Annotated in this window: 24 protein-coding genes and 1 riboswitch; of the genes, 7 read left to right on the plus strand and 17 right to left on the minus strand. The window is 71.4% G+C overall.

Annotated features, from left to right (window positions below):
* Positions 1–85: 85 nt before the first annotated feature.
* The 17 genes from MCHT01_RS19640 to fliE form a co-directional block, all read right to left on the minus strand.
* Positions 86–889: a glycoside hydrolase family 73 protein gene (locus MCHT01_RS19640; protein ID WP_084453032.1), complete on the minus strand. Its 804-nt coding sequence runs from the start codon at positions 887–889 to the stop codon at positions 86–88.
* A complete protein-coding gene (flgN, locus tag MCHT01_RS19645; RefSeq protein WP_067067692.1) occupies positions 876–1,409 on the minus strand; it encodes a flagellar export chaperone FlgN in 534 nt (177 codons plus the stop codon). Before flgN ends, MCHT01_RS19640 begins: the two co-directional genes overlap by 14 nt.
* The gene (gene flgM / locus MCHT01_RS19650) at positions 1,406–1,693 is read right to left on the minus strand and encodes a flagellar biosynthesis anti-sigma factor FlgM (protein WP_067067695.1); all 288 of its coding nucleotides are present in this window, start codon (positions 1,691–1,693) and stop codon (positions 1,406–1,408) included. Before flgM ends, flgN begins: the two co-directional genes overlap by 4 nt.
* A 37-nt stretch (positions 1,694–1,730) precedes the next feature.
* Complete coding sequence (locus MCHT01_RS19655; protein ID WP_067067697.1) at positions 1,731–2,822, minus strand: flagellar motor protein MotB; 1,092 nt, start codon at positions 2,820–2,822, stop codon at positions 1,731–1,733.
* Positions 2,812–3,732 carry a flagellar motor stator protein MotA gene (gene motA, locus MCHT01_RS19660; RefSeq protein WP_067067700.1) on the minus strand — a complete coding sequence of 307 codons (921 nt, stop codon included), beginning with the start codon at positions 3,730–3,732 and terminating at the stop codon, positions 2,812–2,814. Before motA ends, MCHT01_RS19655 begins: the two co-directional genes overlap by 11 nt.
* Positions 3,733–3,748: 16 nt before the next feature.
* A complete protein-coding gene (locus MCHT01_RS19665) occupies positions 3,749–4,462 on the minus strand; it encodes a FliA/WhiG family RNA polymerase sigma factor (protein ID WP_067067702.1) in 714 nt (237 codons plus the stop codon).
* 12 nt (positions 4,463–4,474) lie between these two features.
* Complete coding sequence (locus MCHT01_RS19670) at positions 4,475–4,966, minus strand: flagellar basal body-associated FliL family protein (protein WP_067067704.1); 492 nt, start codon at positions 4,964–4,966, stop codon at positions 4,475–4,477.
* Positions 4,963–6,279: a flagellar hook-length control protein FliK gene (locus MCHT01_RS19675; protein WP_067067706.1), complete on the minus strand. Its 1,317-nt coding sequence runs from the start codon at positions 6,277–6,279 to the stop codon at positions 4,963–4,965. The genes MCHT01_RS19670 and MCHT01_RS19675 overlap by 4 nt, the downstream gene beginning before the upstream one ends.
* Positions 6,276–6,599, minus strand: a complete 324-nt coding sequence (gene fliT, locus MCHT01_RS19680) for a flagellar protein FliT (protein WP_067067708.1) — start codon at positions 6,597–6,599, stop codon at positions 6,276–6,278. The genes MCHT01_RS19675 and fliT overlap by 4 nt, the downstream gene beginning before the upstream one ends.
* Before the next feature lie 13 nt (positions 6,600–6,612).
* Positions 6,613–6,999, minus strand: coding sequence for a flagellar export chaperone FliS (gene fliS / locus MCHT01_RS19685; RefSeq protein ID WP_067067711.1), 387 nt, complete (start codon positions 6,997–6,999; stop codon positions 6,613–6,615).
* A 25-nt stretch (positions 7,000–7,024) separates the two neighbouring features.
* On the minus strand, positions 7,025–8,383 hold the full coding sequence (fliD, locus tag MCHT01_RS19690; RefSeq protein ID WP_067067713.1) for a flagellar filament capping protein FliD: 1,359 nt from the start codon (positions 8,381–8,383) through the stop codon (positions 7,025–7,027).
* Between the two features lie 107 nt (positions 8,384–8,490).
* Positions 8,491–9,000 (minus strand): flagellar export protein FliJ, encoded by a 510-nt coding sequence (locus MCHT01_RS19695; RefSeq protein ID WP_067067715.1) that lies wholly within the window; start codon positions 8,998–9,000, stop codon positions 8,491–8,493.
* The gene (gene fliI, locus MCHT01_RS19700) at positions 8,997–10,316 is read right to left on the minus strand and encodes a flagellar protein export ATPase FliI (protein ID WP_067067718.1); all 1,320 of its coding nucleotides are present in this window, start codon (positions 10,314–10,316) and stop codon (positions 8,997–8,999) included. The genes MCHT01_RS19695 and fliI overlap by 4 nt, the downstream gene beginning before the upstream one ends.
* On the minus strand, positions 10,313–11,068 hold the full coding sequence (fliH, locus tag MCHT01_RS19705) for a flagellar assembly protein FliH (protein ID WP_084453036.1): 756 nt from the start codon (positions 11,066–11,068) through the stop codon (positions 10,313–10,315). The genes fliI and fliH overlap by 4 nt, the downstream gene beginning before the upstream one ends.
* Complete coding sequence (locus tag MCHT01_RS19710; protein ID WP_067067721.1) at positions 11,065–12,102, minus strand: FliG C-terminal domain-containing protein; 1,038 nt, start codon at positions 12,100–12,102, stop codon at positions 11,065–11,067. The genes fliH and MCHT01_RS19710 overlap by 4 nt, the downstream gene beginning before the upstream one ends.
* The gene (gene fliF, locus MCHT01_RS19715) at positions 12,086–13,906 is read right to left on the minus strand and encodes a flagellar basal-body MS-ring/collar protein FliF (protein WP_084453046.1); all 1,821 of its coding nucleotides are present in this window, start codon (positions 13,904–13,906) and stop codon (positions 12,086–12,088) included. Before fliF ends, MCHT01_RS19710 begins: the two co-directional genes overlap by 17 nt.
* Positions 13,907–13,925: 19 nt before the next feature.
* A complete protein-coding gene (gene fliE / locus MCHT01_RS19720) occupies positions 13,926–14,165 on the minus strand; it encodes a flagellar hook-basal body complex protein FliE (RefSeq protein ID WP_475852776.1) in 240 nt (79 codons plus the stop codon).
* Between the two features lie 694 nt (positions 14,166–14,859).
* Positions 14,860–14,966: riboswitch (cyclic di-GMP riboswitch) on the minus strand.
* 426 nt (positions 14,967–15,392) lie between these two features.
* Here fliE and MCHT01_RS19725 point away from each other — a divergent pair.
* From MCHT01_RS19725 to MCHT01_RS19755, 7 genes are read left to right on the plus strand one after another with little or no spacing between them, the layout of a single operon-like run.
* Positions 15,393–16,460, plus strand: a complete 1,068-nt coding sequence (locus tag MCHT01_RS19725; RefSeq protein ID WP_148661626.1) for a flagellar motor switch protein FliM — start codon at positions 15,393–15,395, stop codon at positions 16,458–16,460.
* 3 nt (positions 16,461–16,463) lie between these two features.
* A complete protein-coding gene (locus MCHT01_RS19730; protein WP_084453050.1) occupies positions 16,464–16,805 on the plus strand; it encodes a FliM/FliN family flagellar motor switch protein in 342 nt (113 codons plus the stop codon).
* Positions 16,802–17,635: a flagellar type III secretion system pore protein FliP gene (gene fliP, locus MCHT01_RS19735; RefSeq protein WP_084453052.1), complete on the plus strand. Its 834-nt coding sequence runs from the start codon at positions 16,802–16,804 to the stop codon at positions 17,633–17,635. Before MCHT01_RS19730 ends, fliP begins: the two co-directional genes overlap by 4 nt.
* A complete protein-coding gene (gene fliQ / locus MCHT01_RS19740) occupies positions 17,632–17,901 on the plus strand; it encodes a flagellar biosynthesis protein FliQ (protein ID WP_067067728.1) in 270 nt (89 codons plus the stop codon). Before fliP ends, fliQ begins: the two co-directional genes overlap by 4 nt.
* Before the next feature lie 9 nt (positions 17,902–17,910).
* Positions 17,911–18,711: a flagellar biosynthetic protein FliR gene (locus MCHT01_RS19745; RefSeq protein ID WP_067067729.1), complete on the plus strand. Its 801-nt coding sequence runs from the start codon at positions 17,911–17,913 to the stop codon at positions 18,709–18,711.
* Positions 18,704–19,852: a flagellar type III secretion system protein FlhB gene (gene flhB / locus MCHT01_RS19750; protein WP_067067732.1), complete on the plus strand. Its 1,149-nt coding sequence runs from the start codon at positions 18,704–18,706 to the stop codon at positions 19,850–19,852. The genes MCHT01_RS19745 and flhB overlap by 8 nt, the downstream gene beginning before the upstream one ends.
* Positions 19,849–21,981, plus strand: coding sequence for a flagellar biosynthesis protein FlhA (locus MCHT01_RS19755; RefSeq protein WP_067067735.1), 2,133 nt, complete (start codon positions 19,849–19,851; stop codon positions 21,979–21,981). The genes flhB and MCHT01_RS19755 overlap by 4 nt, the downstream gene beginning before the upstream one ends.
* Positions 21,982–22,004 lie beyond the last annotated feature (23 nt).

Here is a 22,004-nt window from a genome sequence, read left to right on the forward strand (position 1 = left end):
GCCGACGGCGCGACCGGCACGCCATGGACAGCCCGGGCGCCCCGGGCGCTCAAGGTCATGGCCCGGAGCCGCTCGCGCCGCGCGTTCATTTCGACGCTCCCTGCACCCGCGCGGCGACGCGCGCGAGTTTCTCCGCATAGGCCGGATCGGTGGCGTAGCCACCGCGTTGCAGCGCGGTGCCGTAGGCGCGCGCGTCGCTGCCGACGTTGAGCGCCCCCTGATAGCGCGGGCTCGTGCCGATCAGGCGGGCCAGGTCGTCGAAGGACTGGGCCGGCGACGCGTAGGCGCGGAAGGCCTCGCTGCGCGCGACGGGCACGCCCTGCTCGACCTCGGTCGTCATCGCCTGCGCGACGGCGCCGTTCCAGCCGGTGGCCTTGATGCCGAAGTAGTTGTGGCTGGGCGTGCCGTCCGCCGCGCGCAGGGGCGACTTGCCCCAACCGGTCTCCAGCGCCGCCTGCGCGGTCAGCACCTCGGGCGCGACGCCCAGCTTGGCGCCGGCCTGGCGCGCCAGCGGCAGCGTCTGGTCGATGAAGGCCTGGCGCTGCTCGTCGCTGACACCGCCGTCGACGACGCCGGCACCGCCGACGCCCCCCAGACCCTCGAGACCCAGCCCGTCCACGCCGAACGCGGACATCGCCTGCTGGCGTCCCCAGGCGCCCTCGGGGCTCAGCGCGGCGCTGCCGCCCACGGCACCGGAGGTGCCGCCGTCGCCTTGCTCGATGTAGCGCACGACCTCGCGATTCAGTTGCTGGAACAGCGCATCGAAGCGCTCCGCGCCCGCGCCGTTGCCCTGCACCGCGCGGCCATTCGCTCCACCGGCGCCGCTCATGCCGCCCAGCGCGGGGAACTCCCCGGCGCCGCGGCCGAAGCCGAATTCAGCGCTGCTCATAGACATGCTCCTCGCGGCCCAGCAACTGCTGCATCAGCGCCTGCTGCTCCGAGATCAGCTGCGCGTTGCGCAGGTTCAGCGCCTTGCATTCGCTCAGCGCCTGGTCGAGCGCGCGACGCAGGGCGGCCAGGGGCGCGGCGCTGGTGTCGGGCAGCTTCTCGATCAGCGTGCGCAGGTCCGGGCGCGCCTGGCGGCCCAGCAGCGCGACCAGCAGTTCACGGCGGCGCGCGCGCTGCGCGTCGAGCTCGGCGGCCTGCGTCAGGATGGCGGAGGACAGCTCGCTGATCGCCTCGGCCTGGTGGCTCAGCGCGGCGTGGAACTGGCGCTGCAGCAGCTCGCGCAGCGCGCCGTAGCCCTGCAGGTCCTCGGTCAGGCCGGCGTGCAGCTGGCGGATCATCTCGGCCGCGCTGCCGATGGCATGCGCGCGCTGGCGAGCGCCATCGGCGGTCAGCGTGGACGCGGCGCCCTGGGTGGCGGCCTTGGCCTTGCCCGCCTTCGACGCGGTCAGCAGCGCGCTCACGAGCGGCCTCCATGGAAGCGCTGGATCAACTGCGCCAGACGGTTCGCGTCGAAGCGGATCTCGCCCTTGGCCAGCGCGTCGCGCAGCGCGGCGACCTTGGTCTGGTCGACGTCGGGCATCGCGGCCAGGTCGGCCTGCGCGGGCTTGAGCAGATCGGTCTCCAGCGCGGCGGCCTGCAGCGCGGGGCTGGCGGTGGCGCCGCCCGCGGCGCGATCGATGGACTCCACCTGCGCGGAGGACGCGCCGGTGACGGGATTCAGCGGGCCGGAGGACGTGATCTTCATTCGTTCACCCTTGGATCTGGTGCGCATGCGGGGCCTCTCAACGCGAGGCCGCCGGCACGGCGGGCGGGGCGGCGGGCCGGTCCGCGACGGCGGACGCGGCGGTCGCGGAGGACGGAGCGACGGTCTTCGCCGGCGCGGTCGCGGGCTTGGCGGTGTTCGGGGTGCCGGACGCGGCACGGGCCGGCGCCAGCGCGCCGCGGAGCTGCTCGGCCGGATCCGGCGCGGGATCGCGCAGGCCGGCCGGGCCGTACAGCGCGGCGATGGTCTGGGCCTGCGCGCTGGTCAGCAGCATCAGCTCGATGCGGCGGTTCACCGCGGCGGTCGGATGCAGCACGTCCAGCGGCGCGGCGTCGGCCATGCCGCTGACCTGCAGCACGCTGGACTCGGGCATGCCGCCGGCCAGCAGCTCATGCCGCGCGGCCATGGCGCGATGGCTGGACAGCGCCCAGTTGGTGAAGGCGCCGGGGCCCTTGTCCTGGTAGGCGGTCGCGTCGGTGTGACCGACGATGAGCAGCTGGTTGCGGATCTCCGCCAGCAGCGGGCCCAGCTTGCGCAGCAGCGCGCGCAGCGGCGCGGCCGGCTGCGCGCTGCCGCGCTCGAACATGCCGCTGGCCTCGGTGTCGTGCAGTTGCAGGCGCAGGCCCTGCGGCGTCACCGCCGTGCGCAGATGGCCTTGCAGGCCCTCCTCCGCGGCCAGGCCGGCGATGCGGCGCGCCAGCGCCTGCAGCTGCTCGGGCGAATCCAGGCTGGGGCGGCCGACGCGCGCGTCGGTCGAGCCGTGCTGCGGGTCGCCCGCGCTGAGCTCCTCGCTGCGGGCCGGCACCGGGTGGCGCTCGATCATGCTGCCGCGCGAGCCCGCCGCCAGCGAGTTGGTCAGGCCCTGGCCGTCCTCGATCAGGTTGGCCCCGGCGTTCTGCAGCACGACCTGCATGCGCTCCGAGTTGCGCGAGGCCAGCAGCCACAGCACCAGGAACAGGCACAGCAGCGCCAGGCAGAAGTCGGCGAAGGCGACCTTCCAGGCGCCGCCGTGGCCCTCGTCGTCATGACGGCGCGAGGACCGCTTGACGATGGTGGGGTGGGCGTCGCCGCGGATGGGGCGGCCGCCGCTGGTCGCGAGTTCAGGCTGCACGACGCTCCCCTTGATCGCCCGGACGGCGGCGCGTGCCGGCGTCGTCGCCGTTGCCGTTCAGCGCGTCGATCCAGCCCTCCAGCTGCGCGAAGCTGGGCTTGATGTTGAGCTGCACCAGGCGGCGGCCCGCGTCGATGGCCAGCAGCGGCGGCTTGCCCGCCACGTGCGTGACCAGCACGACCTTGACCGACTCCAGCGAGGCGAGCTCCGCGTGCACCAGCTGCTTCATCATGTTGGACAGCGGGTCCATCACGCCGTAGCAGAAGAAGATGCCGATGAAGGTACCGACCATCGCGGCCGCGACCATCACCGCGATCTCGCCGGTGCCCGCGCCCTCGGCGACGTGGTTCATCGCCATCACGATGCCCAGCACCGCGGCCAGGATGCCGAAGCCCGGCATCGCCTCGGCGATCTTGTGCAGCGACTTGGACGGCTGCATCAGCTCGTCGTGGATGGCCTCGAGCTCCTGCTCCAGCACGCCCTCGAGCTCATGCGCGTTGATCTTGCCCATCGCCATCAGGCGGAAGTTGTCGACGATGAAGTGCAGCAGCTTGCTGTTCTGCAGGATCAGCGGATAGCGCTGGAACAGCGGGCTCTCGTGCGGCGCCTCGACGTGCGCGTCCAGGGCCTTCAGGCCGCCCGCCGCGGCCTGCAGCAGCTCGTACATCAGCAGCAGCAGCTGGCGCTGGAACTCCTGGCCGTGGCTGTTGCGGCGCACCAGCTTGCGCAGCTGCAGCAGCATCTCCGACAGCACGTGGCCCGGGTTGCCCAGCACGATGGCGCCCACGGCGGCGCCCACGATGATCAGCAGCTCCACCGGCTGCCAGATCACCTTGAACGAGCCGCCATGGATCATGAAGCCGCCGAAGACGCAGCCCAGCACGATGAGGATTCCGACGAGAGGTTGCATGTCCGTTCTCCGGCGCTCAGGCCTGCTGCAGGAAGGCGCGCATCTTGGCGAGCGCGGCCTTGTTGATCTGGGAGACGCGCGCCTCGGTGAGATCGAGCACGGCGGCGATCTCCTTGAGGCTGGCGTCGAATTCGTAATAGAGCTGGATGACCTTCTGCTCGCGCTCGTTCAGCGCGGACAGCGCCTGCGCGATCGAGCGCGTCACCATCAGCTGCGCCTCCGGGCTGCGGTGGTCGCTGGGCAGTTGCGCCAGCTCCTCCACCAGCTCGTCGAAGCTGGCCAGCTCCTCGGCCACCTCGGCCTGCAGGAAGTCCTGGTACTGCTGCGGCGTGAGCTTCAGGTGCGCCAGCACCTCGGCCTCGGCCGGCTCCCGGCCCAGCTGGCGCGTGAGCGCGCGCAGCGCGTCGCGCTGGCGGTGGCTTTCCTGGCGCACCGTGCGCGGACGCCAGTCCTGGCGGCGCAGCTCGTCGAGGATGGCGCCGCGCACGCGCAGCGCGGCGAAGGCGCCGAAGCCCGCGTCCGGCATGCCGTAGCGGCGCAGCGCCTCCAGCAGGCCCATCAGGCCGATCTGCTCCATGTCCTCGCGGTCCATCACCGCGCTGGCCTGCGCCGACAGCTGCCGCACCACGCGCTTGACCAGCGGCGCGTACTCGCGCAGCGTGCGCTGCTCGAGGTCGGCACCGAGTCCGGCGGAGGCGACGGCGCCCCATTCGGCGTAGGCGTGCTGCATGGCGCGTCCCGCTTATTCGATGATCAGCTTGCCGATGAGCGCCTCGGCGAACGGCGCTTCGCGCCGGTCCACCGCATAGCTCTCGGCATAGGCCTTGTTGAGCAGCCGGGCGAAGTCCTCGACGCTCATGGCCTGCGCGCCCTCGACCGTGTAGGCCGACAGCGCCTTGACCGCCACCGTGCGCAGCAGCGGCAGGTGGTCCTTGGTGCGCTTCTCCTGGTCGGGCAGCGTCTTGAAGACGATGTCCACGGCCATGTAGTGCGACACCGCCGAGCCGTTGGGCCCGCGCAGCATCACCAGCACCTTGTCCAGGGTCACGTACTTGTAGTCGGGCGCGGGCTTGCCATCGTCCTTGGCCGGGGCCTTGGCCGCCTCCTTGCCGTCCGCGCCCTTGGCGGTCGCGGCCTGGTCGTGCTGCATCCACCACAGCGCGCCACCGGCGACGCCCGCGGCGAGCACCACCACCGTCGCGACGATGGCGATCAGCTTGACCTTGCTCTTCATCGCATGTTCCTCGTGTTGCCGTCCAGCGCGTCGGCGAAGGCCAACGCGCCGGAACCGGCGGTGTCGTTGTCGTCGCCGAGCGCGCGGCCCGGCTGGCGCTGCGCCTCGCGCTGCTGGCCGCCGCTGCCCGGCTGACCCGCCGCGCCGTCGCGGCCGCGGCCGTCACCGGCCGCCTGCGCGCCCGTGGCGACTTGCACCGAGACCTCGCCCGCGTGGCGCTGCACCAGCTCGTGGCGCAACGGCTCGGCGATCTGGCGCAGCTGCTGACGGACCTCGTCATGGCTGGCGGACAGCTGCACCTGCAGCGCCCCGCCCTGCTGACGGATGTCGATCTCGATGCGGCCCAGCTGCGGCGGCTCCAGGTGCAGGCGCGCGCTGTCGCTGCGCTGCGCGATCTGGACCTGCAGCCGATCGCCCAGCGCCTGCATCAGCGGCTGCTGCCAGGCGTCGCGCGACGCGGGCAGCGCGAGCGTGGGTGCCGGGCCGGTGCCCGCGGCGGGCGCGGACGGGGCCGGCGTCATCGCGGCCATCAGGTCGGCGCTCCAGCGCTGCAGCCCCTGCCAGGCGCCGTCGGCATTGGCGGAGGTCGCGGTGGTCGCGGGCGTGTCGTTCGCGGCGACGCCTTGCGCCTGCAGCGACAACAGCCGCGCCGGATCGGTCGCCATCGCGGACGCGGTCGAGGGCTGCGCCATCGCGGCGGCGGCCGGGCTCGAGCCGTCCGTCGTCGCGGCCGGCGCCGGCGGCATGGCCGTCGGCAGCAGCGTCGGCATCAGCATCGACATCAGCGTCACGGGCGTCGATCCGGCCGGCGGTTGCTCGTCGTCATGGGGCTTGGCGGTCGCGTCGCGCTCGCCGTCGGCGCCCTCGCCCACCGCGCCGACCACGCCCAGCGCGGCCGCCTCGGTGCCGGCGACGCTGCCCGGCGCGCGGCCCAGGAGGCCGTCCAGCGCCTGCATCAGCGCGGCGTCGAGCACGTCGACCGGCTCGGCCGGCGTCGGTTCATCGGTGGGGACGGCGTTCGCGGCCTCGTCCGCCGGCGCCATCAGGCGGGCAAAGGGGCCAGCCTGGGCGGACCTGGCGTCGCTCGCGCCGGCGCCGTTCGCACCGTTCGTCCCGTTCGTGGTTGCCTTCGAGGCATTGCGCCCCGCGTCCTGTCCGCCCTTGGCGGAGGACGTCGGATCCGCGTCCTCGACGAGCGCGCCGGCGGCGGTCGCGTCGTCGCGCGCCGCGCGGGCGCTCGTGCGGGTATCGGTGGGGGCCTTGGCCACGGGCTGGGCCAGCGCGTTCGCGCGCGGGGTCGTCGTCATCGTCATGCTTGCGCCTCCAAGCCCCAGTCCTGGCTTTCCGCGTAGGCGGACCAGCCTTGGCGCTGCTGCTGCATCTGGTCCAGGGTCTGGCGGACGCGGTCCAGCTCGCGCTCGCACTCGCCGCGCACCTGCGCGTGCAGGCGGCGCAGCTGCTGCAGCGCGCCGCGCTCGCCGGGGCTCAGCCGGGAGGCGTCCAGGGTGCCCAGCAGCTGCGCCAGTTCGACGTCGGTGCGGGCGACGGAGGTCCAGTTGCGCGACGCGCAGGCGTCGCGCAGGCGCTCGCCCAGCATCTGCAGGCGGGCGGTGATCGGGGAGGAGGCCGGCATCGCGCGTCCCTCCTCAGGCCTTGCGGGCGAGCACGCCCTGCCAGCCGCCGCGGATCTGCGTCAGCAGGCCGCGGACCTCGTCCACCGGCGCGACGTCCAGGTCCACGCCGGCGCGGTACAGCCGCTCGGCGCAGTAGTCGTACAGCCGCGCCAGGTTGGCGACGACCTCGCCGCCGGCCTCCAGGTCGAGCGCGCTCGACAGGCCGTTGATGATCGCGACGCACTTCTCCAGGCTGGCCGCCTTGAGCTCGAAACGGCGCGCCTCGATGTGGGCGCGGGCGCGGGCCAGCTCGTCGAGCAGGCCGTCCATCAGCACCAGCACCAGCTGGAGCGGCGAGGCCTGCGCGGTCTGCGCATGCAGGTTGACGGTCTGGTAGCTCTGGTAGGCGTCGTGACTCATCGGTGGCGGGTCGTCTTCCCGGCCGTCAGGCCGAGACGGCGTCGAACATGCTGCCTGTGCCCGACAGTTGCGACTGCAGGTTCTGCAGCTGCGTGAACTGTTGGAGGTAGCGCTGGTACGCCTGGTTGTATTGGTCCGTCAGGCGGGCCTGACGGTCGTTGAGACTCTTCTGCTGCGCCTGGATCGAGGTCTGGCGCTGCTTGATCTGGCCGCTGGAGCTGTTGGTCCAGCTGTCGGCCAGCTTGTCGAGCGCGCCCAGCACGCCCGAGGACCCGCTCAGCGCGGTGGAGCCCATCACCTTGTCCAGCGCGTCCGGCGTCGCCGTCAGCGCCTTGGCCAGCTTGGTGCTGTCCAGGCTCAGCGAGCCGTCGCGGGAGACGCTCACGCCCAGCGTGCGCAGGTTGCTGCCGCCGTAGTCCGCGCGCAGCAGGTTGCCGATGCGGTCGCGCATGGCGCGCACGCCGGCGTCGCTGGCGAAGGCGCCGTTGGCGGTGCCGTCCTTGCCGACCACGGTCAGGCTGTCCAGCGCCTTCTCCAGCGTGTTGTACGCGTCGACGAAGTTCTGCAGCTTGGTCTGGGTGGCGCTGTCGTCGCGGGCGACGTTCAGGGTCACGGGCGCGTCGCCGGCGTTCTGGACCTTCTTCAGCGTGACGGTCACGCCCTGGATCGCCGTGACGGTGTTGCTGCTCTGCTGCAGGCGCACGCCGGTGCCCTGCGCGCCCAGCCAGACCACCGCGTCCTGCGCGCCGACCAGCTCCTTGCGCTTGGTCGTGTCGTCCAGCGCGGTCTTGAGCGGGCCCGACAGGCCGGAGGTGTCGATGGTCAGCTTGCCGCCGGCGCCGCTGACGCCGGAGCTCAGCATCAGCTGCGTGGCGCCGCCCACGGTCACGACCATGGCGGTGGCGCTGCCCTTGGCGGCGGTGTTGATGGCGCGGGCGATCTCGGTCTGCGACAGCGTGCCGTCGCCGTCGGCGTCGGCGCTGGCCAGGTCGACGTTGAAGCTCGTGCCGTTGGCCAGCTGGATGGACATGCTGCCCGGGCCGGCCGGCACCGCCGGCAGGTCCTGGAAGGCGACCTGGTGCGTGGTCGCCAGCTGCTCGACGAACAGCGGCGTGCTGGTCGGCTGCGCGCCCGAGGTCGCCGTCGCGGTCATGGTGGACGTGTCGCTGGGCGTGGCGCTGTACTGCGTCACGCTCTGGCCCGGCTTGGACGACAGCGCGGCCATGGCCGTCTTGAAGGCGCTCAGCGCGCTCTGCAGCTGGGTCAGTCCGGTCGACGCGGTCTGGGCCGCCTTGGTCTGGGCGTCCAGCAGGGTCTGCGCCGGCTGGACATAGGCGGTGGCCAGGTTGGTGGCGGTCGAGGTCGGATCGAAACTAGTGGCCATGACGGGCTCCTCCAGGGATTCCAGGGTTGGGACTTCCCTGGTGGAAGACGACCGGCAGCGGCCGGGACTTAAGGCGGCCGGACGAACGGGCGAGCAGGCGGGCGCGATCAGCCATGGCGACCCCGCGTCGTGTTCAGGGCGACCAGCGCCCCGAAGGCACTCAGCCCGCCGAAGGCGCTGTCGTTGCGGGCGCTCGGCGCCTGGCTGGCGATCTCGTCCTGGCCCTTCTGCTCGCGGCGGGCCTGCTCGACGCGGGCCTTGGCGTCCGCGCGCTCGACCAGCTGACGCAGGGTCTCCTGCTTGCGGGCGGCGGCCAGGGTCTCGGCGCGGACCACTTCCAGCTCGGCCTGGCCGCGGGCCAGTTCCTCGCGCTGGCGGTCGGCCCAGCCCAGCATGGCCTGCTTGTAGGCGGCGCTGTTCTGCGCCAGGCCGGGCAGCTGCGCGCCGGCCAGCGTGGCGTGGGCGCCCAGCGCCTCCAGCCGGTCGACCGTGCCCTGCACGCGGCGGCACAGCTGCTGCTGCGCGACGAGCCGGGCCTGCTGGCGGTCCAGCTGCAGCTGCTGCAGCTCGGCCAGGCGGCCGAGCTGGCGGCGCAGGGTGTTCTTGTCGGCGCTCATGCCAGCAGCTCCCGGAGTCGTTCCTGTGTCTGCGCCAGCGGCGCGCCCTCGTGGGTGCCCTGGTGCAGGAAGTGCTCGATGCGCGGCCACAGCGCGACGGCGCGGTCGGTGGCCGGATCGGCGCCGGGCACGTAGGCGCCCAGCGGCATCAGCTCGCGCACCTGCTCGAAGCGGGCCATCAGCTGCTTGAGCTCGCGCGCCTGCTGCTGCTGGGGCCGGTCGGCCACCAGCGCCATGCAGCGGCTGATGGACTGGGCCACGTCGATGGCGGGGTAGTGGCCGCGCTCGGCCAGCGCCCGGGACAGCACGATGTGGCCGTCCAGGATGGCGCGGGCGGTGTCGACCACCGGATCCTGCTGGTCGTCGCCCTCGGCCAGGACCGTGTAGATGGCGCTCATGCTGCCCTCGCCCTCCCCGTTGCCGGCGCTCTCGACGAGCTCCGGCAGCAGGCTGAAGACCGACGGCGGATAGCCGCGGGTGGCGGGCGGCTCGCCCAGCGCCAGCGCGACCTCGCGCCGCGCCATGGCGTAGCGGGTCAGCGAGTCCACCAGCAGCAGCACGTGCTGGCCCTGGTCGCGGTAATGGGCGGCGATGCTGTGGCACAGCTCGGTGGCGCGCAGGCGCATCAGCGGCGACTCGTCCGCCGGGGCGACCACGACGATGGCGCGGGACAGGCCCTCGGCGCCCAGCGACAGGTCGATGAACTCGCGCACCTCGCGGCCGCGCTCGCCGATCAGGCCGACGACGACCACGTCCGCGACGGTGTTGCGGGTGATCAGGCCCAGCAGCACGCTCTTGCCCACGCCGGAGCCGGCCATCAGACCGACGCGCTGGCCGCGGCCCAGCGTCAGCAGGCCGTTGATCGCGCGCACGCCGACGTCCAGGGGTTCCTCGACCGGCTTCTTGCGCAGCGGATTGACCTTGGGCGGGACCATCTGCAGCGGCTGGTCGCCACCGAGACGGCCCAGGCCGTCGATGGGTTCGCCCAGGCCGTTGACGATGCGGCCCAGCCACTGCGGGCCGATCATCAGCGAGGAGCGCTCCGGCGCCGGCAGCACGCGGGCGCCGGCGGCCAGGCCGTCGGGCTTCTTGAAGGGCATCAGGTAGGCGACCTGGTCGCGGAAGCCCACGACCTGCGCGGCCAGCCATTCGCCGGTCGCGCCGTCGCCCTGGGCCTCGATCAGGCAGCGCTGGCCCGTGCGCAGCGTGCAGCCGGACGCTTCCAGCAGCAGGCCGGACGCGCCGACGAGGCGGCCGGTGGGCGTGGCCACCGGCACGTCGCCGAGCTCGACACGACGCAGCGCGTTGCTGATCACGGCGCGACCTCCCCGTCGGTGGCGGTCGCGGCGTTCGAGACGGTCGCGGCGGCCACGGGGTCAGGGCTTGCCTGACCGTCGATCGTCGTCTCCGGCATCAGCTGGCCGCGGACCTGCGCCATCGTGGCGGTCAGGCGCTGACGGCAGCCGGCGTCGGCCTCGCGGCCGCCGGCGAGCACGCGGCACTCGCCCGGCTCCAGCGCGGCGTCGGCGCGCAGCGTCCATTCCTTGACGCGCTCCGGCCCCAGTTCCAGCAGGCGCTGGCGGTCCTCGGGATTCAGGAAGACCTCGACGCCGTCGTGCGAGGGCGGCATCGAGGACAGGGTCTCGTCGACCAGCGCCATCAACTGCGAGGGGCGCAGCGTCAGCTCGGCGCGGATGACCTGGCGCGCGACGCGCTCGACCAGCTCGACCACCTCGCGGCGCATGGCCGACTGGTAGTCCTGCTGCAGCTGGCACAGGTGGCTCAGCAAGGTGTCGACGGCGGCGACCGGGCTGGTCAGCAGCGCCCTGGCGTCCTCGCGGCCGGCGGCCAGGCCCTCGGCGTGGCCGGCCGCCTCGGCGGCGGCGCGGGCCTCGTCGGTGCCGGTGCCCAGACCGCTCGCGTAGCCTTCCTCGTAGCCCTTGGCCAGGCCTTCCTGGAAGCCTTGCGCCAGGCTGGCCTGCAGCTGCGCGCCGCTCTGGCCGTCCAGGGCGGCGGCGCGGCCGACTTGCGCCAGCGGCGGGAAGCGGTGCGGGCGCAGCGTCTTCATTCGACGACGTCCTCGGCGAACAGCTGGACCTGGATCTCGCCGGCGTCGGCCAGGGCCTTGACCTGGGCCATGATCTCGGCGCGCGCCTGCTCGACGCGGCTCAGCGGCATCGGGCCGCCGCGACGCATCAGGTCCTCGAAGCTCTGCGCCTGGCGGCGCGGCATCGCGGCCAGCAGCGCATCGCGCACCGGCGGCTCGGCGCCCTTGAGCGCGACCGCCCACAGCTCCATCGGGACTTCCTCGATGAGGCGGGTGAGCGTGGCCTCGCTCTGGCGCGACAGCATGAAGAACTCGTACATCGAGGTCTCGATCTCGGCGACCACCGCGGCGTCGTGCGCGCGCAGCAGCTCCACCATCTCCTGGCGCTGGCCGGGCAGACGGTTCAGGATCTCGGCGACCTGCTTGACGCCCTCGACCGCGGCGCCCTGCTGGCCCAGGCCGGACAGGCAGCGCTCGACCAGCTCCTCGAGCTCCGCCAGCAGCTCGGCGTCGACCTCCGACAGGCGGGCCATCTGCAGCAGCACGCGGTCGCGGCCGCCGGCGGCGCCCTCGGGCAGCGCGGCCAGGACCTCGCTGGCGAGCGTGCTCGGCAGGAAGGCCAGGAACACGGCCTGCATGCGCTGGTGCTCATGGCTGATCTGCTCGGCCAGCCACTTGGGCGAGGCCCACTGCAGGCGCTGCATCTTGGGACGGATGGCGTCGCCGTAGATGCTGTTGAGCACGCTGGACGCGATCTGGCCGCCCAGGGCCAGGTCCAGCGAGCGCTTGAGGTAGCTGCGCGACGCGCCGTGCACGCCGCTCTGCTCGCGGTAGTCGTCGAAGAAGCCTTGCAGGGCCGTCTTCACCCAGTCCACCTTGATGCCCGACAGGCGCGACATCACCTGCGTGACGTCCAGCAGCTCCTCGCGCGACAGGCAGCGAAGCACGGCGGCCGCGGGCTCCTCGCCCATGCTCAGCAGCACGATGGCGGCACGCTCGACCGGACTCAGCGACGCGGCGCTGCCGGGCGGAATGAAATCACTCGCTTCGGCCATTTTTCTTCTGCACCCATTGCTTGACGACTTCCGCCACCCGCTCCGGCTCCTTGGCCGCGAGCACCTTCAGGTGGTCCACCAGCACGTCCACCGGGGATCCCGGGGGCGGCAGCTCAAAGTTCTCCAGCAGCGGCGTCACGGCGGAGCCGGACTGCTGCACCGCGGCGGGCGCGCCGGCCAGGCCGGGCAGGCCCAGCGCCGGACCGCTGTCCGCGCCGAGCGCGGGCGCCGCGGCGGCCGCGCCACCGCTGCCCGGCAGCGGCTCCAGCGGCGTGATCTCGGGCGCGCCGGGGCGGCGCTCGGTCGCGCGGCTCGCGGCCTTGCGACCGCCCATGCCCAGCGCGTGCTGGCCCATGCGCAGCAGCGGACGCGCCAGCAGGAAGTAGCCCAGCACCGCGGCCAGCGCGTAGGCGCCCCAACCGCCGAACTCGACGAGCGTGTCGCGCTGCTGGTACCAGGGCTCGGCGATCGGCGCCTGCGGGAAGGCCAGCGTCGAGACGCTCAGCTTGTCGCCACGGTTCGTGTCCATGCCCAGGCCGCCGTTGATCAGGCGTTCGATCTTGGCGACGTCGGCCGGCGACCAGTCCTTCGCGCCACCGGGCGCGGCGGCGGTGTTCAGCAGCACGGCCACGCTCAGGCGCTCCAGGCGGCCGCGGCTCTTCTTCACCTGCGTGATCGAGCGGTCGTAGGCGTACTGGCGCGTCGAGGCGTTCTTGCGCGCGGTGTTGCTGTTGCCGTTGGCCGCGGCGTTGGGGTCCTCGCCCTGCGCGGCGGAGGCCGCGGCGGCGGCCAGCGCGGCCGGCGGACGGTTGCTCAGCGAGCCCGGCACGCCCAGCGCGATGCGCTCGCGGTCCTGCTCCTCGCGCATGGCCTCGTTGGTCAGCTTGGGCGCGTCGCCGTACTGCTCGCGGGTCTCCTGCACGCGGTCGTTGTTGACGTCGGCGGTGACGCTGAGGCGATAGTTCTGCTCGCCCAGCACCGGGGCCAGCAGCTCGTGCACGTTGCGGCGCACCTCGTCCTGGATGCGGCGCTGGGCTTCGTTGCCCTGGGCGCCACCGTCGAAGCCCTCGCTCATGTCGACGCGGGCCGACAGCAGGTTGCCCTGCTGGTCGACCAGGCTCACGCGGGCCGGCTCCAGATTGGCCACCGAACCGGCGACCAGGTTGATCGCCGCGGCGATCTGCTCGTTGTTGAGCGAGCGACCCGGCTTGAGCGTCAGCACCACCGAGGCGGAGCTCTTCTGGCCGTCGTTCAGCACGAACGAGCTGCTCTTGGCGATGGACAGGTGGACGCGGGCCGACTCGACGGCGTCCAGCGCCATCATGCTCTGCGCGAGTTCGCCCTCCAGGCCGCGACGGAAGCGGATGTCCTGCACGAACTGGCTCACGCCCAGCGGGTCGTTCTTGTCCATCAGCTCCAGGCCGGCGGGCAGCTTGGCGACCACGCCCTTGGCGGCGAGCAGCATGCGCGCGCGACCCAGCTCGGCCTCGGGCACCAGCACCTGGCCGCTGTCCGGATGAAGGCGATAGCCGATGTGCTCGGCGTCCAGCACCGACAGCACGTCGGCGGTCGGCACGTGCTCGCGCTGACCGAAGACGGGCTTGTAGCCGGCCTGGTCGCGCCACAGCAGCGTCAGCACCAGGGCCGTCCCCACGGCGGCCAGCACCAGCAGCGGCGCGGCGCCGCGCAGTCCGGCGCCGGCGGCCGGCGCGGCCTGGCCCAGGCCGCTGAGCAGGCCGCCCAGGCGGCGACGCCAGGCGGGCTGCTCGGCGTTGCCGCCGGAGAGGGTTTGCAGATCGTTCATCGCGTGTTTCCCGGGGGCCTCAGAGCTGCAGCTTGATCAGCTCGTCCACGGCGCCGACCACCTTGTTCCGCACCTGCATCAGCATGGAGAAGGACAGGCCCGCTTCCTGGCTGGCCAGCATGGCGCCGACCAGGTCGTCGCTCTCGCCGCGCTCGACCGCCTCCATGCGCGCGGCGGCGTCCTGATCGCGGTCGTCCACGCGGCGCAGCATCTGCTCGAAAGCAGGCATGGATGGGTTATCGCCCGCACCATGCGCCATGGACTGCGCGTCGCGCTGCAGACGTACGGCGTCCTGGTTCAGCAGCGATTCCATGGCCGATTGGCCGATGGCCGAATTGAGCGTCGTGACCGACATTCCTGGGCTCCCGAGCGTTGGCCGGCACGACTCGGGTTTTCCCGATCTGTCGTCCCGGCGACTGTTTCAGACTTCTCTGACCGATGCATCGGCGGCCCCTCCCATTACCTCAGGTTAATGGCTCAGAACCAGCCGTCATTTCATGAATCCCCTGATTCAGAAGATTCGATGAGAACCTCAATGTCGCCGCTTAATTTGACGCGCATTCGTTGCGCGTATTTTCTCCGCGACATATTCGACGGTATTTACAGACAGTTTCAACCACCGATATTCAGGCGAAGCGAATCCCTCGCGCCGAGTTTTCATAAACTCGGTAGCGATACCAACGCGACGACAACGCGTGAATGTCGGAAACCCCCTGGAGCGCCGCGGCTGCGCAGCCGCGCGGAACTCCAGGCGCCGCCAGGATCAGGCGGCACCGATGCGGGTCAGGGGGTGAAAAGCTGTCGGCGAATGACCATGTCCGTCCTCTCTGATGCAAGTGGCTTGCAGGGGCGGGCATCACCTCGGCGGGAGCCGAGCAGGTCACAACAGGCCCGGGTGGGGCCTGGCAGGCGAGTGCCTAGGAACCGCGCGTCACGCAGCCCACAGACTCAGGTCTGGCAACCCCGCTATCGTGATCCGGCGCTCCTTCATGAAGCGCGTCGGATGGTAGACCGGAGGCTTTGCGACCCCGACTTTCGTTCGGGTGTGCCCTGATGTGTCGGACTGTAGACGGTGTGTTCGTCCGCAACAAGAACCAATTGTGCACTGCGTCAAGGCAGGTTTCAGCGCCGTGAAGAAGTTCACGGTACGCGACACGAAACCTCCGCCGGACCGGACGCTGTGCGCCCGATCTGTATCGGTATTGATAAAGATGAAAAATAAAATACCTGCGGCTTGCCGGGATATGACGACGCGCCACTTCGGGGACTTAAATCGCTTTCCTGGTGCGCGTGCGATTCGCGACTCGTTGTTTGTGATTTATTCCTCCGACCGCTAACGTACACGTTTCCAATGCTGGTCTAAATCGCCATCGATTCCTAGAATTCGCGGGTTATGGCTGATTTCCTCATGACATTTGGATGACCTGCATCCGGAGCGTCGCCGGAAACGGCCCGACCCACCCGATCACCCCTCACCGGATCCACGATGACCCCATCGTCCCGCCCCACCCCGCCCGCCCGGCCTGTCGCGCTCGACACGCGCACCCTGGGTCGGCCGGTGCATCTGCTGCCCCAGGTCGCGCTGCGCCTGCGCGAGGCGCTGCAGCGCGCGCTGGTCCAGCCGTGGAACCGCCGCTATCACAGCCGCTATGAACTGCAGGCGCTGACGCTGCGGCCCTTCGCCGCCGGCCAGGACGCCGCGGCCCTCGCGCCGTCGGGCGTGGCACCGCGCTGGCTGCGGGCCAACGGTCCCGCCGGCCCGCTGGCCTGCCGCATCGACCGGCCGCTGGTGCTGGGGCTGATGGCGCGCCGCCTGGGCCTGGGCGCCGACACGGCCCTGGCCACCGCCGACACGCCGCCCACCGCCACCGAGGACCGCCTGCTGCACCTGCTGGCCGGCCAGTTCGCGGGTCTGAGCCTGCAATGGCTGGCGCTGGCCGCGCGTCCCGAGGACGAGGCCGAGCAAGACCTGACCCCGCTGGTCGACCTGCCGGCGCTGCAATCCGGTCCGCTGCCCACGCTGAACGACGCCTGGACGCTGACGGTGGCCATGCGCGACATGACGCCCGCCCTGCCCCCGGCGATGCCGGCGAACGCCTCCTTCAAGCCGGAGCCCGCCGCGGCCGAGCCGGAGGCCGATGGCGCCTACGAACAGGCCGATCCCGCCGCGACGCCGTCCGGCCCGGTCACGGCCGACGCGTCGACCGCCGCGCCGGTGGCGTCGCCCGCGCAAGACATGACTCTCAGCCTGATCCTGGACGGCGCCTACCTGCAGCCCCTGCTGCGCCGCCTGTCCGAGCAGCACCGCCCGGCGCGGTCCGGCTCGGCGGTGGGCGCGCCCCCGCTGACGCGCCGACTGACGCTGACGCTGCAGGCGCGGCTGCTGGAGCGCGAGCTGGACCTGGGATCCGTGCTCGACCTGGCGCCGGGCGCGCTGATCCCGATCCGACTGGCCGACGCGACCGTGATGGTCGAGGGCTCGGCGCTGATGAGCGCGGCCGTGGCCGAGCACCAGGGCAAGTTGTGCCTGACCTCTTTCCAAGACCTGGAGTGATTGATGATGAGCGATACCGATCTGATCGCGGGCCTGCTGGATGAACCGGTGCAGGACGTTCCGGTGATCGAGCCCAAGCCGGCCGGCCGCGACCTGCCCGCGCTGATGCGCAAGATCCCCGTGACGCTGACGCTGGAGGTCGGCGAGGCGCGTCTGTCGCTGCACGACCTGGCGCAGCTGCAGGCCGACAGCGTCGTCGAGCTGGACACCCTGGCCGGCGCGCCGCTGATCATCAAGGTCAACGGCACGCCCATCGGCCATGCGGAGGTCGTGGTGAGCGGCGACAGCCACGCGCTGCGCGTGCTGGACATCGACGGCCTGGACCTGGACCGGCTGGGCTCATGAGGTCCCGGATCGCCGCCACGCGCCCTGACGAGGCGGATCCGCGCGTCGCGCGGGCGCGCGCTCGCCCGAGCGCGCTGCCGGGGCGCGCCTTGACGCGCGTCGCGGCATTCGCGCTCCCGGCGTTGCTGGCCGTGGCCACCGGCCCGGCCCAGGCGGCGATCCGCATCGCCGGCGCCGGCGCGGGCGGCGGCGACTTCACGCTCAAGACGCAGGTCCTGGTCATCATGACCCTGCTCGGGCTGCTGCCCGTGCTGGTGCTCATGATGACGAGCTTCACCCGCTTCGTGATCGTGCTCTCCCTGCTGCGCCAGGCGCTGGGCCTGCAGCAGGGCCTGCCCAACCGGCTGGTGACCGGCGTCGCCCTGATCCTGACCATCCTGGTGATGAAGCCCATCGGGACGCAGATCTGGGAGCAGGCCATGCAGCCCTACGACAACGACAAGATCACGCTGGTGCAGGCGCTGCAGATCGCGGAGAAGCCGATCTCGCGCTTCATGCTGGCGCAGACCAGCAAGAGCGCGCTGGCGCAGATCGCGCAGCTGGCCGGTGAGACGAACGTGGCCAAGCCCGAGGAGCACAGCTTCCCGGTGAAGCTGGCGGCCTTCACGCTGTCGGAGCTCAAGACCGCGTTCCAGATCGGCTGCATGCTGTTCATCCCCTTCCTGGTGATCGACCTGGTGGTGTCCTCGGTGCTGATGGCGATGGGCATGATGATGCTGTCGCCGCTGGTGATCTCGCTCCCCCTGAAGCTGCTGCTGTTCGTGCTGGTCGACGGCTGGACGCTGACCGTCAACACCCTGATCTCCAGCGTGCGCGGGGTGGCGGGATGACGCCGGAGATCGCCACCGACCTGATCGGCGAGAGCCTGCACCTGACCATGCTGCTGGTGCTGGTGCTGATCCTCCCCGGGCTGGTGGTGGGCCTGCTGGTCGCGCTGTTCCAGGCGGCGACGCAGATCAACGAGCAGACGCTGGCCTTCCTCCCCCGCCTGATGGTGACGCTGCTGGTGCTGGGCATCGCGGGCCGCTGGATGGTGGGCCTGCTGATGGACTTCTGCGTCTCGATCTTCGAGCGCGCGGCGCAGCTCGTCACCTAGGGCCGCATCGTGGAGATCGACTTCAGCCAGCTGACGCTGTGGCTCAGCGCGCTGTGGTGGCCCTTCTGCCGCGTCGTGGCGATGCTGTCGGCGGCCCCCACCATCGGCGACGCCGGCATGCCGGTGTCCGCGCGCGTGCTGCTGTCGCTGGTGCTGGCCGTGGTGCTGATGCCGGTCTCGCAGTCGACGGCGCTGCACATCGACATCTTCTCGATGCAGGGCGTGCTGGCCGCGGCCGAGCAGGCCGTGCTGGGCCTGGCCATGGGCCTGACCTTCCACCTGGCGATGGCCGTCATCGGCGTGCTGGGCTTCCTGCTGTCCTCGCAGCTGGGCCTGGCGATGGCGGTGCTGAACGATCCGATCAACGGCAGCTCCTCCGACGTGGTGGGCGCGCTGCTGAACGTGCTGTGCGTGCTGGCCTTCTTCTCGATGGACGGCCATCTGCTGTTCACCGCCGTGCTCGGCGAGAGCTTCCGCGCCTGGCCCATCGGCGCGGGACTGTCCCTGCTCACGCTGCAGAACCTGGTCTACAACCTCGCCTGGGTCTTCTCCGCCGCGCTGCTGCTGGCGCTGCCCGTGGTGGCCGCGACGCTGGTGGTGCAGCTGGGCATGGGCTTCCTCAACCGCGTGGCCCCGGCGCTGAACCTGTTCTCGCTGGGCTACTCGCTGGTGACGCTGTTCGGGCTGTTCATGCTCACGCAGGTGCTGGCGCACGTGCCGGAGCACTACCTGCGCATGACGCAGCAGCTGCTGCGCACGCTGGAGCAAGGCATGCGCGGCGTGCCCGGACCGGGAGGCGCGCATGGCTGAGTCCGACAGCGCCGACAAGACCGAGAAGCCGTCAGAGCAGAAGCTGCGCAAGGCCCGCGAGCAGGGCCAGGTCGCGCGCAGCAAGGACATCGGCGCGGCGATCGGGCTCTTCGCGGGCCTGAAGCTGCTGACCCTGATCGCGCCCATGTACCTCGAGGACTTCGGGCGGCTGTTCCGGCTGGCGCTCGCGCCGATGGACGGTCCCGACGCGCTGGCCGGCCTGGACGGACTGTGGGGCGAGGCGGCGCTGGCTTCCCTGTGGCTGCTGGCCAAGCTGCTGATGCCGCTGCTGGCGCTGCCGGCGGCGGTGATCGTCGCGACGCAGCTGGGCGGCGGCCTCGTGTTCACGACCAGCCTGTGGGCGCCCAAGTTCTCGCGCCTGAACCCGATGTCCAACCTGGGCCGCTTCTTCACGACCAAGCATTACAGCGAGCTCGCCGCGACGCTGCTCAAGACGGGCGGCGTGCTGGTCGTGCTCTATTGGGTGACGACGAGCTTCGCCGCGCAGTACGTGCAGCTGCAGGCCATGAGCCTGCCCGACGCGCTGTCGCAGGCCGCGGCGCTGGTGATGGACGCGCTGCTGACGCTGGCCGCGGTGCTGATGGCCTATGCGCTGGTGGACGTGCCGCTGCAGCGCCTGCTCTTCCTGCGCCAGCAGCGCATGAGCAAGCAGGAAGTCAAGGAAGAGCACAAGCAGAACGAAGGCCGTCCCGAGGTCCGCCAGCGCATCCGGCAGCTGCAGCAGCAGCTGGCCAGGCGCAGCGTGCGCAAGGCCGTGCCCGAGGCGGACGTGGTCATCGTCAACCCCGAGCACTACGCCGTCGCGCTGCGCTACGACAGCCACAAGGCCGAGGCGCCCTACGTCGTCGCCAAGGGCGTGGACGAGATGGCGATGTACATCCGGTCGCTCGCGCGCGAGCACCGCGTGCAGCTGCTGGAGCTGCCGCCGCTGGCGCGCGCGCTCTACAACACCTCGCAGGTGCAGCAGCAGATTCCCGCCTCGCTGTACCAGGCGGTGGCGCAGGTGCTGAGCTACGTCATGCAGCTGAAGGCCTTCCAGGCCGGCCGTCGTCCGACTGAACCGAGCCTGGCGGCCGACCTGCCGGTGCCGCGACATCTCTCCGATCCGGAGTCCCCATGAAGACCAAGACCCCTTCCCCGTCGACCGCGTCCGCCTCCGGGCTCGCGCGCCTGGGCGCGCAGCTGCGCGACCTGCGCGTGGCGGCGCCGCTGTTCCTGCTGGCGATCCTGGCGATGGTGATCCTGCCGCTGCCGCCGGTGCTGCTGGACGTGCTGTTCACCTTCAACATCGTGCTGGCGCTGGTGGTGATCCTGGTCAGCGTGAACAGCAAGCGGCCGCTGGACTTCTCGATCTTCCCCAGCGTGATCCTGGCGACGACGCTGATGCGGCTGTCGCTGAACGTTGCGTCGACGCGGGTGGTGCTGCTGCACGGCCATGAGGGGACGCATGCCGCGGGCAAAGTGATCGAGGCCTTCGGCAACGTGGTCATCGGCGGCAACTTCATCGTCGGCCTGGTGGTCTTCGTGATCCTGATGGTGGTGAACTTCATCGTCGTCACCAAGGGCGCGGAGCGGATCTCCGAGGTCTCGGCGCGCTTCACGCTGGACGCGCTGCCCGGCAAGCAGATGGCCATCGACGCCGACCTGAACGCCGGCCTGATCAACCAGGAGCAGGCGCAGAAGCGGCGGCAGGAGGTCGGCACCGAGGCCGACTTCTACGGCGCGATGGACGGCGCGAGCAAGTTCGTGCGCGGCGACGCGATCGCGTCCATCCTGATCCTGATCATCAACCTGGTGGGCGGTGTCGCGATCGGCGCCTTCATGCACGGCGTGAGCCTGGGCGAGGCCATCCGCCAGTACGGCCTGCTGACCATCGGCGACGGCCTGGTCGCGCAGATCCCGGCGCTGCTGCTGTCGGCCGCCGCGGCCATCATCGTGACGCGGGTCAGCGACTCGGGCGAGTTCGAGCAGCAGGTCAGCGAGCAGATGCTGGCCTCGCCGCAGGTGCTGTACAGCGCGGCCGGCGTGATGCTGGTGCTGGCGCTGATCCCCGGCATGCCGTGGATGGCCTTCAGCGCCTTCGCGGTGGCGCTGGCCTACGCGGCCTGGCGCATGGGCGATCGCGCGCGGGACCGCGTCAAGCCCGCCGACCCGATCGAGGGCGCGATCCTCGCGGCCACGCCGCCGGAGATCGACTGGCGCGCGCTGCCCGTGGTGGAGGCGGTGTCGGTGACGCTGGGCTACAAGCTGGTGGGCCTGATCGACCCGGCGCAGGGCGAGCCGCTGCGCACGCGGGTGCGCGGCATGCGGCAGTCGATGAGCGAGACGCTGGGCGTGCTGCTGCCGACGCTGTCGGTGCGGGACGATCTGTCGCTCAAGCCGAACCAGTACTCGATCTCGCTGAGCGGCGCGATCGTGGCGCAGGCCGAGGTCTATCCCGATCGCCTGATGGCGATCGCCTCGGGTCAGGTCTGGGGCGACCTGGACGGCATCCCGGGCTTCGATCCCGCCTACGCGATGCCGGTGACCTGGATCGAGACCGAGCACAAGGCGCACGCGCTGGGCCTGGGCTACCAGGTGGTGGACGTGGCGAGCGTGGTCGCGACGCACGTGTCCAAGGTGCTGCGCGAGCAGTTGCCGGAGCTGCTGAAGTTCGACGACGTCTCGGCGCTGCTGGAGCGGCTGAACGCGATCGCGCCCAAGCTGGGCGGCGCGCTGGACAAGGCCTTCACGCATGCGCAGCTGCTGAAGGTGATGCGGCTGCTGCTGACCGAGAACGTCGCGGTGAAGGACATCCAGACCATCGCGTCGACGCTGGTGGAGAACGCCGAGGCGACCAAGGATCCGGTGCTGCTGGCCGCCGAGGTGCGCTGCGCGCTGAAGCGGCAGATCGTGGCGCAGCTGCAGGGGCCGCAGGGAGCCCTGGGCGCGCTGAAGGTGTTCAACCTCGGGAGCGAGCTGGAGAACCATCTGCTGAATGCGCTGAATCAGGCGCGCGCGGGTGGGGCGAAGGTGCAGCTGGACAGCTACCCGGTGGATCCGCAGCTGCTGTCGCAGCTGCAGCAGCACATGCCGGGCGCGCGGGATCAGATGAAGTCGCTGGGGACCGCGCCGGCGCTGCTGGTCATGCCGCAGGTGCGGCCGCTGCTGGCGCGCTACGCGCGGCTCTTCGCGCCGGGGCTTTCGGTGCTCTCGTACAACGAGGTGCCGGATCAGAAGGAGATCGCGGTCGTGGGGACTCTGGGCTAAGCCCTCGGTCCCTCAGCCCCCTC

This window comes from Mitsuaria chitosanitabida ATCC BAA-476 = NBRC 102408, assembly GCF_001598255.1.
In the GTDB taxonomy this organism is placed as follows: Bacteria; Pseudomonadota; Gammaproteobacteria; order Burkholderiales; family Burkholderiaceae_C; genus Roseateles; species Roseateles chitosanitabidus.